The sequence below is a fragment of the Pseudomonas sp. TNT2022 ID642 genome (genome assembly GCF_028656995.1).
Classification (GTDB): Bacteria; Pseudomonadota; Gammaproteobacteria; order Pseudomonadales; family Pseudomonadaceae; genus Aquipseudomonas.
Genome location: NZ_JAMDGW010000034.1, coordinates 1 through 18325 on the forward strand (window position 1 = coordinate 1; position 18325 = coordinate 18325).

The following is an 18325-nucleotide window of genomic DNA, read 5'->3' on the forward strand; positions in this document are numbered from 1 at the left end:
CTGGCAAGTCAGCTCCCACAAGGGTTGCGGTGTTTCAGGATGGATCAGTTGGCGCGCTTGTCATCGCCCGGCTCGCCGCCGACATGTACGCCACGATCATCCCCCGGTTCGCCAGCTGCATGCAGGCCCCGGTCGTCACCGACTTCACCCGCGCGATGGACGCCATGGTCGTCGCCGACTTCGCCTGCCCGGTGCACGCCGCGGTCATCGCCTGGTTCGGCGTGGGTGCCGTTGCGTCCTGAGGAGGCGGAGTTGCCGGCGTGTCCGGAGCCCTGGCCGCCGCCGCTGTGACCACTGCCGCCGTCACCGTGGCCACTTCCGCCATTGCCACTGCCGCCGTGTCCACCACCATTGCCGCCACCGCCACCCCCCCCCCCCCCCCGCCACTTCCGCCGCCACTCCCTCCACCACCACTGCCACCTTCCTTGGCCTGAACACTGGAAATGCCGGAAAGGCTATCTGGAATCAGCACGATGGACGCTGACAGAACTGCGCCGATGGCCATTGCGAGCACGAGCTTTTTAATGTGCATATCGTTCTCCGTCTTTGTGGTTTTGTTGGGAACGTAAAAGTGCGTTGTTGCAGGGACCGGACCCGTTCCCGGAGTCAGTGAATACTCGACGCCAGTTCGAAAATCGGGATGTACATCAGGATCACGATGACCCCGATCAGCAGGCCGATGAAGGTCATCAGCAGCGGTTCGAACAACTTCACGAACCACTCCAGCCAGCGGCTGATTTCCTCGTCGTAGAAATCAGCGCTGCGCTCCATCATCTGCCCGAGGTTGCCGGACTGTTCACCGGCGCGCAGCAGGCGCAGGGACACCGGTGTCACCAAGCTATTGAGTTCCAGCGCGGTAGACAGCGATTGCCCCTCGCGCACCCGCTCGCAGGCCTGGTCCAGCCGCACCCGTGAAGCCACGGTGAGCAAACCGCGCACCATGCCCATGGCCGTCACCAGCGGAATCCCGCCTTGCAGCAGAATCCCCAGCGACCGATAAAAGCGCGCCAGCTCATACATGAAAATCCGTTGATGCACCGCCGGCAGTTTCTCCACCAGCCGATCCAGCCCACGGCGAAACGCCGGTTGCTTTTGCAGCACGGCGAGGGCGATGACAATCGCTGCCAGCGCACCGAAGAATTCAGCCTGATGCGCATGCAGAAACATGCCGCTGCTCATCAACACCTGCGACAGCCACGGCAGGTTATTGCCCAACCCTTCAAACACCAGACTGAAGCGCGGCACCACATAGCCCATCAAGAACAGCACCACGCCACCGCCGACGATCAGCAACAGCATCGGGTAGATCGAGGCGCTGATGATCTTCTGCCGCACCTCGTCCATGCGCTGGCGATAACTGACATAACGGCCCAGCGCATCGCCGACCGCGCCGGTCTTCTCACTGGACTGTACCAGCGCCACGTACAGCGGCGGGAACACTGCCGATAATTGGCCCAACGCCTGTGAGAAGGATTTGCCCTCGTAGAGCAGGCGCACCAGTTCACTCAAGGTTTTGCGGGCGGCGGGGGCGGTTTCTTTTTCGGCGAGGCTTTCCAGCGCATCGATCAACGGCAGGCCGGCATTGAGCAGCGTGGTCAGCTCTTGGCTGAACAACACCAGATTGAAGGTCTCGCGCTGGCGCAGTTTCAGCGAACGCCAATGCTTGTCGGCGTGCGAACTGAGCACACGCAGACCTTGATCCTCGGCAATGCGCCGCGCCTCGCTGTCACCCGGCGCCTCCACACTCAAGGACACCACGCCCGCCTTGCCGACTGCTTTCACATGAAATCGCATGGGCCGCGCTCCGCTCACTGCCAATTGGTTACTTCAGCGTTTTCGCCTTCGCCACCGGGCTGGCCGTCCTTGCCCATCGACAGCAGGTCGTACTCGCTGTTTTCGCCGGGATAGCGGTAAGCGTAATTACGCCCCCACGGATCCTGCGGCAGTTTTTTCTGCAAGTACGGGCCGGTCCATTTCGCCTCGTCACTCGGCGCGATCACCAAGGCTTGCAAGCCCTGTTCGGTGGACGGGTAGTGGCCGACTTCCAGTCGATACAAATCCAGTGCCTTGCTCAGCCCTTCGATTTGCGCCTTGGCCACTTTCACTTCGGAGCGACCGAGTTGGGCGAAGTATTTCGGCGCGACGATCCCGGCCAACAGGCCAAGCACCACCAGCACCACGAGCAATTCGAGCAGGGTAAAACCGCGTTGGCCACGCGGACGAAATTGCAGCTTCATGATGACCTCCCGTGAGTGGCAGCCGTGTCGCCAGAAGGGCTTATGCAATTGCCATGCTCAGCCCCCACTGAAAATCACCTGATTGGCTGCAACCCTTGAAAACCGGGCATTTCAAGAGTCGGCACAGTGCTTGCGTATGGCTCAAACGTGATCGGCCATTGGGGCATTTCCCCCAATTTATCGGGGTCGATCCGGGGAGGCCCGACATGAAATTCCTTGCCAGCGGATTGCTCGGTTGTGTGCTGCTCAGCGGCGCCGCGCAGGCCGATGTGTTCATCTCGGTGGACGCCAAGGGCAGCTATGTACTGTCCAACGTTCACCGGCCCGGACGTACCTACGAACGGGTGATCCACGAGGCTGAAATGCCTGTGGCCAGCCTCGATCAACAGCCGCAAATGATCGCTAATCAGCCTTATGCGGAACTGGTCTCGGCGGCAGCCAAGGTCAATCAATTGCCCGAAGCGCTGCTGCACGCGGTGATCAACGCCGAGTCGCATTACAACCCCGGCGCGACCTCAGCCAAAGGCGCGGGCGGGCTGATGCAGTTGATGCCCGACACCGCGCGCGAGCTGGGCGTGACCGACGTCTACGACCCCAAGGCCAACATCCAGGGCGGGGCCAAATACCTCAAGCGTCTGATGACCCTGTTCGACAACGACATCGCCCTTGCCGTGGCGGCCTACAACGCCGGCCCCGACGCGGTGCTCAGCCGTGGCCGGGTGATTCCGCCGTTCGCCGAAACCCAGCGCTATGTGCCGAATGTGTTGCGTCAGTACCGGCGTCTGCAGGGCCTGGCGATGGATGCGCCGTTGTAATCCCCAATCGGTTTTCCCCACTTTCGGGGCAAACCATGGAGGCCCGAAAAGTGGGGAAAACGGGTGGGGAATATTCCCCGGATTCTCAAGTGGTCGCGGTAACTGATTGAACATTAATGCAATTTTTTGTGGCACGCGGATTGCTCCGAGGCATTTATCGAGAAGTGTTCCCACGAGCACCCACTACGAGGTTCCTGATCATGGCTGGCTTTCCTCATGCACCGTCCCTGATTAACTGGCTGCTGATTCTGGCCTCAATGCTCAGCGTCGAACTGGCCGGTGCAGCCGTGCGTTGCGAGCGCAACCTGGTGGCCAACGTCGTCGCCTTCGATCAACCGTTGATGTTCAACCGCCTCGGTGCGCAGAACATCAACGGCATGATGTTCGCCCTGCGCCGCGATGTGGTCGATGAACATGAGCAGTCGCTGGCTTACGGCGGCGCCGCAGTGCCGGGCAAAGTCTCGCTGCGCCCGGACAAGCGCCCACGGCCATTGGTGTTACGCGTGGCGGCCGGCGATTGCCTGACGATCAATCTGCAGAACCTGCTCGACTATCAGGCCAACCCGAACAAGCACTTTGAAAACGAGGGCGAAGAAGAAGGCGCGGAAAACGCCAACGGCGCCGAAGACTTCAAAGTCGATGAGCAGGTGGCGGATCGTCACGTCGGCTTCCAGGTCAACGGCCTGCAAGCGGTGAACAGCATCGATGACATTTCTTCGTTCACCGGGCGTAACGCCAACACCCTGGTGCCACCCGGCGCGAGCCGTTCCTATACCTTGTTCGCCGAACGTGAAGGCGCGTTTGCCGTGAGCAGCCGTGGCGCAACGTTTGGCGGCGAGGGCGCGGCCGGCAACGTTGCCAACGGACTGTTCGGCCAGGTCGTCGTGCTGCCCAAGGGCGGTCGCACTTATCGCAATACCCTCACCGAAGAAGAAATGCGCTTGGCCACCACCGGTCGCGCACCCACCGGCCAACCGATCGTTGATTACCAGGCGCGCTACCCACAGCGCGAACCGTGGTTGCGCGAAGGCAAGGCCGGAACGCCGATCATCAACATGGTCGAGGGCAGTGAAATCATCTCCAGCGAAAGCGACGCGATTGTCATGGGCAGCAACGCCGACGGCAGCTTCCCGTCCAGCACCTACCCGCTGGAGTCGGTGGGAAAACGCAACCCGGCAATCCCCAACCGTCTCGAAGCGTTCCGCGATTTCGCCTCGCAATTCCAGGATGAAACCGCCGCCACCCAAGCGTTCCCGGCGTATTGGGCCGACCCGGTGATGGCCCATGTGCTGGAGCCGACCCGCGACTCGTTCATGATCAACTATGGCTCCGGCGGCATGGGCGCCGAAGTGGTCGCCAACCGCTTGGGCGTGGGGCCGATGCACGATTGCCTGTCGTGCGCCTATGAAGAATTCTTCCTCAGCTCGCACACCGTCGGCGATGTGGCGATGCTGGTGGATGTGCCGGCCAACACCGGGCTTGAGAACATCGCCCCCGGCCAGATACCGCGCGCCGATCAGATCGGCGTGAAAGCCACCATGGCCCTGTATCCGTCGGAGCCGTCGAACGTCAACCACAGCTACATCGGCGACTTCGTCAAATTCCGCAATACCCACAATGGCCACGAGCAACACATCTTCCACCTGCACGGCCATCAGTGGCTGTTCAACCCCAACGATGACAATTCCGATTACGTCGACGCGCAAGGCATTGGCCCAGGCGCCGGTTACACCTATGAAATCGCCAACGGTGGTTCGGGCAACCGCAACCGCGTGGCCGGCGATGCGATCTATCACTGCCATTTCTACCCGCACTTCGCCCAGGGCATGTGGGCCATGTGGCGGGTGCACGATGTCTTCGAAGAGGGCACCCGCCTGGATGTTTCGCAGCAGGGCGCCGATGGCTATCACAGCGAACCGTTCGCCTTGCGCAGCGGCAAACCGGCGGCCGGGGCACGCGCCTTGCCTGACGGCGAAATCGTCGCCGGCACGCCGATTCCGGCCATCGTGCCGCTGCCCGGCAAAGCCATGGCGCCGATGCCCGGCAAAGTGGTGGTGGTGCCGAAAATCGGTGAAACCCTGATCGCCGGCAATGATGACGACGATGACGAAGAAGAGGGCGATGACGACGGCGAGCACCACGGCGGCAACGCCGGCGGTCAAGCCATCGGCTCGCTGGCGCTGGTCGATCGCAGCGAAGCCAACCGCAATGCCGACGGCAGCCTGAAAAACCCTGGCTACCCATTCTGGATCGGCGGCATGGAAAGTTCGGTCGGCCAACGTCCGCCAACCCCGCCGCTGGACATGCTCGACGCCGCCACCGCGCAATCGCTCAAGGCCAGCGGCAAAGCGCTGTGGGCCAACCTTGACCCGGCGCAATCCGGTGGCTGGGATGGCGGCTTGCAACGGCATGCACTGGATGGCGTCTCGGCGGGTGGCGAAGCGCACACCGTGACCACCTCGCTGGATTTCTCCAAGGAAGTCACCCGTGCCAAGCCGATTTACCTGCCGGAAGAAGGCACCGAAGTCGAACAAGCGGCGATGGCTTTCCACGCGAAAAAAGATCACCCAAGCTACGCCTTGCTGCCCGGCAATCAAGTGGTCGCCAAGGCGTTCCGCACCAACGGTGCCTTGCCGATGGCGGGTGCGCCGTACTACGAACCGTGCATGGATGACCGGCAAAAACGCCTGACCGCCAGCGCCGGTAGCGGTGAATTCGCCAGCGGTGAACGCATCGACGGCATGTCCTTCGTCGGTGCCTCGAGCTTCACCGCCGACCGCCCACGGATCTATAAAGCCGCCAACATCCAGTTCGACGCGGTGTACAACAAGGTCGGTTATCACTTTCCGCAGGCGCGCATTCTCGCGCTGTGGGAAGACGCCTGGCCGGTGATCACCAAGCAACGTCCACCAGAGCCGCTGGTGATGCGCATGAACACTTTCGATTGCGTGCAATACCAGCAAACCAACCTGGTGCCGGCCACCTATGAGATGGACGACTATCAGGTGCGCACGCCGACCGATGTGATCGGCCAGCACATCCACTTGCCGAAATGGGATTTGACCTCGGCGGACGGCTCGTCCAACGGCTGGAACTACGAGGACGGCGTGCTCTCGCCTGGCGCCGTGCAGGAACGCATTCACGCGATCCGCGAGTTTAACCAGTGCGCTGGTACCGACCCGCGCGACGGCACTCAGGCCTGCCCGAAAGCCAAGAACCATCCGTTTTTCGGTCAGTACGGCCGCGCTGACTGGCTCGGTGCGCGCACAGCGATGCAGCGCTGGTTCGTCGACCCGGTGGTCAACGCCAAAGGCGTCGATCGCGGCCTCGGCACCATCTTCACCCATGACCACTTAGGCCCATCGACGCATCAGCAGATTGGACTGTACGCGACTGTGCTTGCCGAGCCGGCCGGTTCCACCTGGTTCCACGCCGAAACCGGCGAGCCGTTGTACAGCGGCGCGCGTCAGGATGGCGGCCCGACCTCGTGGCAAGCGGTGATCAACACCGGCGACCTCGACGGCGATGGCAAGAACGACAGCTTCCGCGAGTTCTTCCTCGAATACAGCGACTTCCAGCACGCCTATGAAGCTGGCGTCTATGTTGGTGCCGGCCCCAACGGCGTGCCGAATGCGCAAGCGTTCCCGGCCACCGCCGACAGCTTCCGCTACGCAATCAATCCGCCAGTGCGCAACAACGCCAGCAACTTGCTTGAAGGTGTACTGGAAGTGCAGGGCGGTCAGGTCCCGGGCTGTCCGAGCCGGCCATGTCCGCAGGCGATTTCGGTGGATGACCCGGGCATGTTCGTCGTCAACTATCGCAACGAACCGCTGGCTCTGCGCGTGTACGACCCGAACAAGGTCGGTCCGGACGGCAAGCGCGGCATGCAGGCCGACGGCCTCGGTGGCGATCTGTCGTTCGCCATGCAAAGCCGTACCGACCGGGCGATCCCGGCGATGAACCTGGCGCCGAATCTGCTCACCTCGGCGACCGGCCCAACCGGCGGCACCACGCTGTTCCCGCCGCACATCAACAAGGGCGGCGCCGAACCGGGCGATCCGTTCACGCCGATGCTGCGTACTTACACCGGCGACAACGTGCGGCTGCGGGTGCATGCCGGCGGCCATGAAGAAGAGCACAACGTCACCCTGCACGGTGTGAAATGGCTGCAGAGCGGTTCCGGTTTCGGCAACAGCTCCAACTCCGGCTGGCGCGCGTCGCAAATGATCGGTATCTCCGAGCAGATGGGCTTCATTGCGCCGGTGTCGATGCTGTCCAGTTCGGCGGCGACCACGGGTGATTATCTGTACTCGATGGACGCTTCGATCGAAGGCTACTGGAGCGGTATCTGGGGCGTGATGCGCAACTACACCGCCAAACGCGCCGACCTGTTCGCCATCCCCAACAACCCGAGCCCGGCGGGCATGCGCAACACCGTGGCGTTCGAGGGCAGTTGCCCGCGTTATGGCGCCAACCCTAACGGCATTGGCACCCGGCCAACCGTGCAGCGCAACTATGAAGTGGTCGCAGCGCTGGCTAATGACATCCTCGGCAATACGCTGGGCCTGACCATCGGTGATCCCGAAGGGCTTGGTCAACATGTCGGCGGGCCGCTGAATCCGGCGGGCGGCACCCTGGTGCTGAACTCGCGCACGGTGAGCATTCCACAAGTCACCGTGACCGATCCGGAGGATGGCGAAACCATCACCATTGGCGGACAGAGCGGGCCGCTGCATGATCCGACCGCGATCCTCTATGTGCGTAAATCCGATCTCGATCCGGTGAGTGGCAAGCTGAAACCCGGCATCCCGGTCGAACCGCTGGTGTTGCGTGCGGCGGCAGGGGACTGTATCAACATCACTCTGGAAAACCGTTTGCCGAGCGTCATGCCTGACCTGACCCAGACTGCGGTGATGCAGGGCATGGTCAAACGTGATCGCAACAGCGGCCTGGGCTCGACCACCTTCAGCAACAACCTGATGCGGCCGTCCAGCCACGTCGGTCTGCACGCGCAGTTGCTGGCGTACGACATCACCAAGTCCGACGGCGCCAACGTCGGCGCCAACCCGATCCAGACCGTGCCACCGCGTGTCGGCAACAGCGGCGCGTACCCGACCCGTACCTATCAGTACTACGCCGGGCACCTGGAGCGTGAAGGCAAACCGGTGACGCAACTGGGCCGCAGCGTCGACAACATCAATGCCACGGCGGTCGAGTTCGGTGGTTTGAACATCACCCCGGCGGACGTGATCAAGCAGCCGCAAAAAGGTCTTGGCGGGGCGATGAGTATCCTGCCGATCGGCGCGACCTGGGTCGACGATGCGCGCAAGGTCAACGCCACGGTTACGGCGCCTGGGCAAACCAGCTACCGCGACTTCGCGATGGTCTGGCACAAGGCGTTGAACACCCGTTGGGCCAATGGCCGGCCGGTGGAAGGGATTGCCGCTGAGGGCTTCGGTGTGCCGACCGACCCGCAGGACAACTCGAGCATGGCGATCAACTACAAGACCGAACCGCTGTGGTATCGCTTCGGCCTCGCCCCGGATGCTCCGTTCGGGCATGCCGATGGCGCGGGTTATGGCGACATGGTCAACGCGCACATGGCTTACAGCAACGCGCTGGTCGGTGGAGATCCGCAGACGCCAGTGCTGTATGCCAAACCGGGGCAGCCGTTCCGTACGCATATTTTGATGCCGAGCGGTGGCAGTCGTGGCACCACGTTCCAGCTCGACGGGCATGTTTGGTCGGTCAATCCGTTCCAGGCCGAGAAGAGCGACACCGGGGGTTATCCGATGGGCACGCCGGGCGTGGGCTCGGTGCGCTTCGGCTACAACCCGATGTCGATGTACATCGGCGCCCACGAAAGCATCCTGCCGGCCGCGCACTTCAGCTTCATGATCCCGAGCGCCGGCGGCAGTAATGCAATCCCGGGGGATTACCTGTTCCGCGACTACGGCGCCTACGGCAACACCTCCGGGTTATGGGGATTATTGCGGGTGACCAACGAACCGGAACCGGCACCGCAGGGGCAGTAGAAATAGGTGCAACGACAATATCCCTGTGGATGCAAATCCTTGTGGGAGCTGGGGTGCCAGTGAGTTTGACGGGCTGGATAAAAAACCTGTGGGAGCTGGCTTGCCAGCGATGACGGCGGCGCAGGCGCAATTGATGTGACAGGAAGGACGCCATCGCTGGCAAGCCAGCTCCCACAAAGGGCCAGGTGTGGCAATGAGATTGCGGCATGAATGCAAATCCCATGTAGGAGTGAGCCTGCTCGCGATCGGGACAACTCGGTTTCGGATGGTGAGGCGGATGACGCCATCGCGAGCAGGCTCACTCCTACAGAGGGGTGAGGGTAGGCAGTGAGGGCGGCAGTGGTTGGAAGTGAATGTTACAGGGGAGGGTGGTATGAACAGGATCATCAACATCATCGGTATTTGCGCCCTGGTTACGGCCGGGGCGTTGTTGACGCTGAGTGAGATTGCGCTGGCGCAAACCGGCGTGACTCAGACGTTGGCCCGCGACGGCGTGGCGGTGGATTTCAACCTCAAGCCACTGGCCGCTGACGGTAAACTGCGCGAAGGCGAATTCGCCGATGTGCAGTTCCACGTCACTGACAGCGCTTCCGGCCAGCCGTTGTCCGGGGTAGCGCCGGGCGCCTGGGTCGATCCGCAAACCCTCGCCGCCGATAAAGCCCAGGGCCGCGACAAGAGCTGCAAAGCCCGGGTCGGCGTGTTTCTCAAGTCCAACATCGGCGCGCGGCCGTTGCTCGACCTCAACAGCTATTTCCTGCTGGTGATGAACCGCGACGCCAGCATCGCCGTGGTCGATCCGTCGGTGTCAGTGGGCGGCATCACCAGCACCCTCGCGCGGATCGAACTCAAGCAACCACCGATGGATTGGGTCACCCCAAAAGACAACAAACGCGTGTTCGTCTCGATGCCAACGGCAGGCGAAGTGGCCGTCATCGACAGCGAACAATTCAAGGTTCTCGCTTCGATCAAGGCCGGCAGCGAACCGGTGCGCGTGGCGCTGCAACCGGATGAACGCCTGCTGTGGGTCGGCAACAACGCCAGCAAAGCCGCAGACTCCGGCGTCACGGTGATCGACAGCCAAAGCCTCAAACCTCTCAAACATCTGCCGACCGGTCGCGGCCACCACGAAATCAGCTTCAGCAAGGACAGCCGTTTTGCCTTCGTCAGCAACCGCGACGACGGCACCGTCAGCGTTATCGACATCGCCAGCCTGAACATCGTCCAGCAGATCAAAACCGGCTCTCATCCCTTGTCAGTCGCCTACTCAGCGCTGTCCGGCGCGGTGTATGTGGCCGATGGCAAGGACGGCACCGTCACCGTGATCGACGCCAGCACCCACGCCATCCGCCGGGTGATCAAACTGCAGCAAGGCCTCGGCCCGATGGGCTTCAGCGCCGACGGCCGCTTCGGTGTAGTGCTCAACACCGTGGAAAACCGCGCCAGCGTCATCGATGCCGCGACCAACAGCGCGATCCACGACCTCGACGTCAGCGCCGAACCCTACCAAGTGGTGTTTACCCAGGCCTACGCCTATATCCGCGGACTCGCTTCACCGAAAGTCACCATGATCAACCTGTCCTCCCTCGGAGAGGGCCGCCAACCGATCAGTCAAGGCTTCGAGGCCGGCCCGCAAGCGCCGCGCCTGGCGGGGGATTTGCCGCTGGCCTCAAGCCTGGCGGTGTCGCGCGACGACAACGCGGTGTTCGTGGTCAACCCGGTCGACAACACCACCTATTTCTACGCCGAAGGCATGAACGCGCCGATGTCCGGTTACCCCAACCGTGGCCAGATCGCACGCGCCGCCATGGTTATCGATCGCAGCCTGCGCGAAGTCTCGCCGGGGCTCTACAGCGCGCGGGTGAAGCTGCCGGCGGCGGGGCGCTTCGACGTGGCGTTCCTGCTCAATCAACCGAACATCATTCACTGCTTCACTGCGCAGATCGAAACCAATGGCGCCGTGGCAAAACACCTCGGCCAGCCGAAAGTCGAGTTCCTCCTCGACAAGACTGCCGTGGCACTCAACGACCCGTACGTCGTGCGTTTCCGCATCGTTCAAGGCAAAGACAAAACCCAGCGCAGCGGCGTCAAGGACGTGCAACTGCGCTACTACCTCGCGCCCACCTCGCACCCCCGCGAAGTGGCGGCGCTGGAAGTCGCCGATGGCGTGTACGAGGCGCCAATCACCCTCGACCGCAGCGGCGCCTGGTATCTGCATGTGCGCGCGGCGTCGCTGGGTGCCGGTTTCGATGACAAGACCTTTGCCAGTGTTCGGGTAGCCCCCGGCCAGGCCCGTTGAAGAGGAGTTTCGACATGAACCGATTTGCATCCACTGGCCTGTTGACCCTGTGCCTGTTGAGCCTTGGCATTCAACAAGTCCACGCTCATTCGGCCGACGAACACGCCGGACACAAAGCCCCGGCCAGCAACACCCAGGAACACGCCCAGGTGAAATTCGCCAACGTGCCGCTGCTCGACCAGAACGGTAAAACCGTGCGCCTCGAACAAGACTTGGTGCAGGGCAAAATCGTCGTTATGAGCTTTATCTACACCAGTTGCACCACGGTGTGCCCGGTGGTCTCGTCGATCATGGGCAAGGTGCAGAAACAGCTCGGCGCACGAGTCGGCAGCGAAGTGCAGTTGGTCTCAATCAGCATCGACCCGCAGCGCGACGACCCGAAACGCCTGCAGGATTATGCCCGTACCTTCCAGCGCGGGCCGGGCTGGAGCTGGTTGACCGGCTCGCCGCAGTCGATCAATGAAACCCTCAAGGGCCTCGGCAGTTTCAGCGGCGACCTGAAGAGTCATCAACCGCTGATCCTCGTCGGCGACGGCGACAGCCGCCACTGGATGCGCTACTACGGCTTCACTGATCCGGCGCTACTGGCCAAGGAAGTGGAAAAACTCAGCGGCCTGCGCACCCACGCCAAACACACCGCCATCGCCATGGAGCAGCAGCCATGAGAACGCTCGACTGGATCTCCCTGACCGTGTGTTTCTGGATTCTTGGTAACGTCGCGTTCGCCCACGAAGGCCACGTCTCCGAGCCGCCAGCCGCTGTGGCTGCCGCGCCGGCCAAAGGCACCCACGACGCGAAAACCTGGTTCACCGACACGCCGTTGCAGGATCAGAACGGCGAGACCCTGCGCTTCTACAGCGACGCGCTGCAAAACCGCATAGTGCTGCTCAACGTGATCTTCACCAGTTGCAACGATGCCTGCCCGCTGATCACCCAAAAGCTCAAGGAAGTCCGCGAGCTGTTGGGCGACAAGGCGCAGGACATCACCTTTATTTCCCTTACCAGTGACCCGCTGCGCGACACGCCGGCGGTGCTCAAGGCTTACACCTTGAAGCAGGGTTCCGATGACCCTCATTGGCTTTTTCTTACTGGCGACAAAACGCAGATGGACCTGGTATTGAGCCGCATCGGCCAGATCGTGCCGACGCCCGAGCAGCATTCCACGCAGTTGATCGTCGGCGATGTCGCCAATAAACGCTGGAGCAAGATCCGTCCCGACGCCCCGGCCGCCGCCATTGCCCAGCGCTTGCAGTTGCTGACAATGCCCGTGGCTGGCCGCTGAGTTCGCGCCATGAACCTGAGCGGTGTACTCGCCCTGATCCTGCTCGCTGGCGTCAGCCTTGGCGCGAGCGCTGCACCGCTGACTGCGGAGGAAGCGGCAGGCAAGCGCCTGTACCGCCAAGGCCTGTCAGCTAGCGGCGAAGCGATCATGGCGCGGGTTGGCGCGGCGGATATGTTGCTGCCGGCAACCAGCCTGCCGTGCGCAAATTGCCACGGCGCCGATGGCCTCGGGCGACCCGAAGGCGGGGTGCGTCCGCCGCCGCTGAACTGGGCGCGGCTGACCAGCACGTATGGCCAGCAACAGGTCAACGGGCGCAGCTATCCGGCCTACAGCGAAAGCACTCTGGCCATTGCCATCGAGCAGGGCCGCGACCCCGGCCACAATCGTCTCGACCCGAGCATGCCGCGCTTTGTGCTGTCGATGAAGGATCAGCGCAACCTTACCGCCTATCTCAAACGCCTCGCCGATGAGCGTGACCCCGGCCTCGATGCCGAGACCTTGCACCTGGGCACCTTGCTGCCCAGCCAAGGCCCGTTGGCCGAGGAGGGCGCGACAGTGGCAGCGGTGCTCAATGGCAGCGTCGCGCGGATCAACCAGGCCGGTGGCATTCATGGTCGGCAGTTGCGGTTGACAGTGATCGACCCCGGCCCGGATCGCGCCAGTGCCGAACAAGCCCTGCGACAGTTGATTGAGCAGGAACAGGTGTTCGCCCTGATCGCGCCGCTGGCACCGGCCCTCGACAGTGAACTGGGGCCGCGCCTGGAACAGGCCGGCGTGCCGCTGATCGGCGCCTTGTCGTTGCTTGGGGCGGTGCAGGCCAGTCCGCAGATTTTCGAGCCGCTACCGGGCTTGCGCGAGCAACTGATCGCGCTGGCCGATTACGCCACGGCAAGCCTGCGTGTGCTGCAAGGGCCGACGCTGATTGCCTATCCGGATGACCCTGCACAAACGCTGGCCGCGCAAAACCTCGGCCAGTATTTGCAGGATCACGGCTGGCAAAAAGTCCAACTGCAAGCCTACGACCCGACGGCGGATGCGCTACCGCTGGGGTCGCGTTCGGTGTTTTATCTGGGCACTGGCGGCGGCTTCAGTCGTCTGGCGACGCGCCTGCAAAGCGCCGGGCAAGTGCCTTATCTGTTCGCCGCTTCAAGCCAGGTGGCCGGGGATCTGCTGCAAGTGCCCGACGGATTCACCAGACGGGTGTTTCTCGCCTATCCGTTCGTGCCCAGCGACTGGACCCAGACCGGGCGCATGGCCCTGACGCTGCTGCGCGAAGGCCAGGGCCTCGGCGCCGAGCATGCGGTGCTGCAAGTCGGCGCCTACGCCTCGATGTTGCTGCTCAGCGAAGGCATGAAACAGGCCGGCCGCGACGCCAGCCGCGAAAAACTGGTGACGGCGCTGGAAGGTCTGCACGACTTCGACACCGGCCTGACTCCGCGCCTCAGCTTTGGCCCCGGCCGACGCCTGGGCTTGAGCGGCGCCCATGTGGTCACCGTGGATTTGCCCGATCAGCGCTTTTATCTGGTCGCACCCTATAAACCGATTGTTGCCAGCCCCTGAATGGAGGGCCCGATCATGAAGCTCACAACGCTGATAATGCTGCTGACCTGTTGGCTGCCGCTGGCGTGGGCCAATAACGAACCGGCCGTGGCGCGAGTCAACGGCGAGGAGATTTCCGGGTTTCGCTTTGAGCGTTTCTTTGCCGAATACCTGGAAGATCAGGGCCGCGCCGTGGCGAGCATTCGTAATCCCAAAGCCTATAAACAGCTGCGCCAGGCAGCACTGCAAGCGCTGATCGACAAAGAGCTGCTGTGGCAGGAAGCGCAAAAGCGCGGGGTGCAGATCGACGATCAAGTGGTGCTTCAGCAAGTCGAGCAGACCCGCAGCGCTATCGGCGGCACGGATAAATTCGTCCGCCGCTTGCAGGACGCCGGTTTCGACGAAGCGTCCTTCACCGAGTACACCCGCCGGGAAATGGCGGCGCAGCAGATGTTTGCCGAGCTGATCCGCGCCAATACCTTGCAACCCCGCCACCTGCTGATCCGTGTGCCCGCGCAAGCGGATACAGCCACAGTCGCCGCAGCGCGTCTACGCTTGATGCAAATGCGCGCGCCGATTGCCGAGGCCGCGACGTTTGCCAGCCAACCGGTGCGCTCACCGTTCGGCTGGCATGTGATTTATTTGCCGAACCACCTGGAGGCCGCCGATGTCCCAGATTTGCAGGGGCTGGATACAGTCAGGGCACAGCTCGCCCGACAGCAACAGACCCAGGCTCGTCGCCAAGTGCTCGCGCAATTACGGGTGCAGAACAGGATCGAACGAATTGACGACGACTGAAGGTTCCCCCCCAATAGTGGGGAATGGCTTCGATGCCCATTCAGGTGCTTCCCCGTTTCTGGGGAACGGGGTACCGGGACGAGCGGGCATTGTCATTAAATTCAAGGACATGAAGAGATAAAATTACCGGCACTCAGCCTGGCATGAAGTGTGCGTTACCCCTGGTAAGGCGCACTCTCAGGGCGGGGTCATCGGACCTGCTGTTTCAAGGAGTCGACCTTGGTTAACAAAGTACTGGTTGTCGAAGACGAACAGCTGCTTGCACAGAATCTTCAGGATTATCTGTCGGCGCAGGGGCTGGACGTCCGGATTGCACATGACGGAGCGACGGGTATCGGTATGGCCGAAACGTTTGCCCCCGACGTGCTGGTGTTCGATTACCGCTTGCCCGATATGGAAGGCTTTGAGGTGCTCGACGCGGTCCGCCAGAACAGGACGTGTAATTTTGTGCTGATAACGGGTCACCCCACCGCTGAAGTCTGTGAGCGGGCGCGGCAACTGCAAGTCAGCCACATCCTGTTCAAACCGTTTCCATTGGCGGAACTGGCCCGAGCTGTCTGCGACCTTCTGGGCATCAAGCGCGAAGCGAAACCCGGTGCGAGCCCTTCCGAGGGCTTCGTCGAACGACGCCAGAGCAGGACCGAGAGCTTCCCGTTGCAGTTGTACGATGGCAGTTGGGTGTTGGCGGATCGGCGACGGCAGTCGCAATCCATGGCGCCGGACGACGATCAAATGCTCACCGGGGAGTAATGGCGCGATCAGACGTTCCGGCACTTGCCGCCAAGGTTTGCCGCGCCGACAGGGCACCAAGCCCCGGTTGGAGAGCAAGCCATGGAACGTCTGTCCGTTGTCGTCGAACCTCTGCTGGCGCCGAGCGCGCCGGAACGCTTTTCCAGTGAACAGCTTGCCCAGGCCCGGGCGCGGGCCGCCACCTCCGGCGAACGCGTGCTTGAAGCCCTTGGCGTACTCTGTGAACTGGCGCCGATGCCGTTCATTCACACCCTCGGCGCCACCCTGCATTACCCGGTGCTCGACACCGACAGCCTGTTTCAAGCGACGCCGGTGTTTGACCGGGTCACCCTCGCACAATGCCTCAAACGTGAATTCATCCTGCTGCGCCACAACGACGAGGTCATCGGCGTGTTTGCCGACCCCTTCGACCCGGCGCGGCTGGCCTGGATCGATGACTGCCTGCACGGAGCGCCGCTGCATCTGGTGCACGCCGATGACCTCAAAGCCTATCTGGCCCGTCACGAAGAAAGCTTCCACGCCGTCGAATCGCTGAACGCCCAAGGCGATACCCACCACGAAATCGACACCCTGCAAAGCCTGTCGCTGACCAGCATCAGCGAAGACGCCAGCAGCGTGGTGAAACTGGTCAACTCGACCCTCTACGACGCGCTGAAAATGCACGCCAGCGACATTCACCTCGGCACTACCGGCCACGGTCTGGTGATCAAGTACCGCATCGACGGTGTGCTCAATAACATCAGCAAAGTCCAGGGCAACGAGTTCGCCGAGCAGGTGATTTCGCGGGTCAAGGTCATGGCTGAACTGGACATCGGCGAAAAACGCGTGCCGCAGGACGGTCGTTTCAAGATTGGCATCAGCGGCCGCCAGATCGACTTCCGTGTGTCGATCATGCCGAGCATCTTTGGCGAAGACGCGGTGCTGCGGGTACTCGACAAACAGGATCTGGCCGACAAGGTCTGCGGTGTGCAATTGCAGGCGCTGGGCTTTGAGGACGAAACCCTGCGCCAGTTGCGCCGGCTCGCCGCCGAACCCTACGGCATGGTCCTGGTCACCGGCCCGACCGGCAGCGGCAAGACCACCACGCTGTACGCGATGATCACCGAGATCAACCACGGCGTGGACAAGATCATCACCATCGAAGACCCGGTCGAATATCAACTGCCGGGGGTGCTGCAAATCCCGGTCAATGAGAAAAAAGGCCTGACCTTCGCCCGGGGTTTGCGCTCGATCCTGCGCCACGACCCGGACAAGATCATGGTCGGCGAAATCCGTGACCCGGACACCGCGCAGATCGCCGTGCAATCGGCGCTCACCGGCCACCTGGTGTTCACCACCATCCACGCCAACAACGTTTTCGACGTGATTGGCCGCTTCACCCAAATGGAAATCGACCCCTACAGCCTGGTCTCGGCGCTCAACGCGATTCTCGCCCAGCGCCTGATTCGGCTGGTGTGCGCCAGTTGCAGCGCACCGGTCAACCCAAGCGATGAAGAGCTGCGCGCCTCGGGCCTCGATCCGCAGAAAGTCGATCACTACCACTTCGTCCACGGCAAAGGCTGCGGCCACTGCCGGGGCAGCGGTTATCGCGGGCGCACGGCGATTGCCGAGTTGCTGCACCTCGACGACGAGCTGCGCCAGATGATCGTCGAGCGCCAACCGATCAAACAAATCAAAGCCCTGGCCTGTGCCCGTGGTTTGCGCCTGCTGCGCGAATCGGCGCTGGAGCTGGTGGAACAAGGTCGCACCACGCTGGAGGAGATCAATCGTGTCACTTTTATCGCGTGAGCGTTTTGTCGCCGTGCTCGGCGCCAGCGGTGTTGGCCTCGGTCAGCGGCGCGGTAGCGACACCCTGTGGCTGGGCAGCGTCGGTTACATCGACGAAGGCTTCCAGAGCTACGCGGTGGCGCTGGATACCCTCGATCGCCTGCTCGGTGAACACGCCCGCGCAGGTGCCGAATTGAGCGTGGTCATCTCCGGGCACTTCAGCCGCTTCTGCCTGGTGCCATGGAGCGCGCAGATCAGCAGCCCGGAAGAACTGCGTGGTTTCGCCCAACTGTGTTTCGAAGACCTGTTCGGTGCGCCGACCCAGCCGTGGAGTCTGGTGCTGTCTGCGGAGCCGGCCGGTTACGACCGCATCGCCAGTGCCTTGCCTCAAGACTTGCTTGAACGCTTGCGGGTGCTGGTCAGCGGTCGCGGTTTGCGCCTGCGCTCGGTGCAGCCGTACCTGATGGCGGCGTTCAACCGCTTCGACAAAAGCCTCGATGCCGGTGACTTCCTCTTTATCGTCGCCGAGCCGCAACGCAGCGTGTTGTTGCTCGCAAGGGACGGGCGCTGGGCCGGTGTGCGCTCAGTGGGCGGCAGCGACAGCGATGCCGCGTTGAATGCCCTGATCGGTCGCGAACGGCAGCTGCAAGCCTCGACCAGCGAACGCGCGTTCAACGTTTATCTGCATGCCCCGGCGCGCCTCGATGCGCATCCGGACGTGGCGGGTGTGCAACTGCGCACCCTTGAAGACGACGCGATGAACGTGCGTGACGGCTTGTACGTCATGTCCCGGGCGGTGGCCTGAC

The 18325-nt window shown here is 62.6% G+C and carries 12 protein-coding genes and 1 pseudogene; 10 read left to right on the forward strand and 3 right to left on the reverse strand.

Features of this window, described 5'->3' with window-relative positions:
- Positions 1-44: 44 nt before the first annotated feature.
- The 3 genes and pseudogenes from M5G26_RS26120 to gspG all read right to left on the reverse strand — a co-directional run bounded on the left by M5G26_RS26120 (position 45) and on the right by gspG (position 2237).
- Positions 45-532, reverse strand: a pseudogene (locus M5G26_RS26120) (hypothetical protein).
- 74 nt (positions 533-606) lie between these two features.
- Entirely contained in the window at positions 607-1794 is a 1188-nt protein-coding gene (locus tag M5G26_RS26125; RefSeq protein ID WP_273916863.1) for a type II secretion system F family protein, read from the reverse strand.
- A gap of 14 nt (positions 1795-1808) precedes the next feature.
- Positions 1809-2237: a type II secretion system major pseudopilin GspG gene (gene gspG / locus M5G26_RS26130; protein ID WP_134174171.1), complete on the reverse strand. Its 429-nt coding sequence runs from the start codon at positions 2235-2237 to the stop codon at positions 1809-1811.
- 206 nt (positions 2238-2443) lie between these two features.
- Here gspG and M5G26_RS26135 point away from each other — a divergent pair, with 206 nt between their 5' ends.
- The 10 genes from M5G26_RS26135 to M5G26_RS26180 all read left to right on the forward strand — a co-directional run bounded on the left by M5G26_RS26135 (position 2444) and on the right by M5G26_RS26180 (position 18324).
- A complete protein-coding gene (locus M5G26_RS26135; protein WP_093439292.1) occupies positions 2444-3052 on the forward strand; it encodes a lytic transglycosylase domain-containing protein in 609 nt (202 codons plus the stop codon).
- 200 nt (positions 3053-3252) lie between these two features.
- Positions 3253-9087, forward strand: a complete 5835-nt coding sequence (gene mnxG, locus M5G26_RS26140; protein ID WP_273916867.1) for a manganese-oxidizing multicopper oxidase MnxG — start codon at positions 3253-3255, stop codon at positions 9085-9087.
- 373 nt (positions 9088-9460) lie between these two features.
- Complete coding sequence (locus M5G26_RS26145; protein ID WP_273916869.1) at positions 9461-11383, forward strand: YncE family protein; 1923 nt, start codon at positions 9461-9463, stop codon at positions 11381-11383.
- Between the two features lie 14 nt (positions 11384-11397).
- On the forward strand, positions 11398-12048 hold the full coding sequence (locus M5G26_RS26150; RefSeq protein ID WP_150693386.1) for an SCO family protein: 651 nt from the start codon (positions 11398-11400) through the stop codon (positions 12046-12048).
- On the forward strand, positions 12045-12665 hold the full coding sequence (locus tag M5G26_RS26155) for an SCO family protein (RefSeq protein ID WP_273916870.1): 621 nt from the start codon (positions 12045-12047) through the stop codon (positions 12663-12665). Before M5G26_RS26150 ends, M5G26_RS26155 begins: the two co-directional genes overlap by 4 nt.
- Positions 12666-12674: 9 nt before the next feature.
- Positions 12675-14225 carry an ABC transporter substrate-binding protein gene (locus tag M5G26_RS26160; RefSeq protein WP_095047579.1) on the forward strand — a complete coding sequence of 517 codons (1551 nt, stop codon included), beginning with the start codon at positions 12675-12677 and terminating at the stop codon, positions 14223-14225.
- A gap of 15 nt (positions 14226-14240) precedes the next feature.
- Positions 14241-15002, forward strand: coding sequence for a peptidylprolyl isomerase (locus tag M5G26_RS26165; protein ID WP_273916871.1), 762 nt, complete (start codon positions 14241-14243; stop codon positions 15000-15002).
- Between the two features lie 219 nt (positions 15003-15221).
- Entirely contained in the window at positions 15222-15752 is a 531-nt protein-coding gene (locus M5G26_RS26170; RefSeq protein WP_273916872.1) for a response regulator, read from the forward strand.
- A gap of 81 nt (positions 15753-15833) precedes the next feature.
- On the forward strand, positions 15834-17540 hold the full coding sequence (locus M5G26_RS26175) for a GspE/PulE family protein (RefSeq protein ID WP_273916873.1): 1707 nt from the start codon (positions 15834-15836) through the stop codon (positions 17538-17540).
- A complete protein-coding gene (locus M5G26_RS26180; RefSeq protein WP_273916874.1) occupies positions 17521-18324 on the forward strand; it encodes a hypothetical protein in 804 nt (267 codons plus the stop codon). Before M5G26_RS26175 ends, M5G26_RS26180 begins: the two co-directional genes overlap by 20 nt.
- Position 18325: the final 1 nt, after the last annotated feature.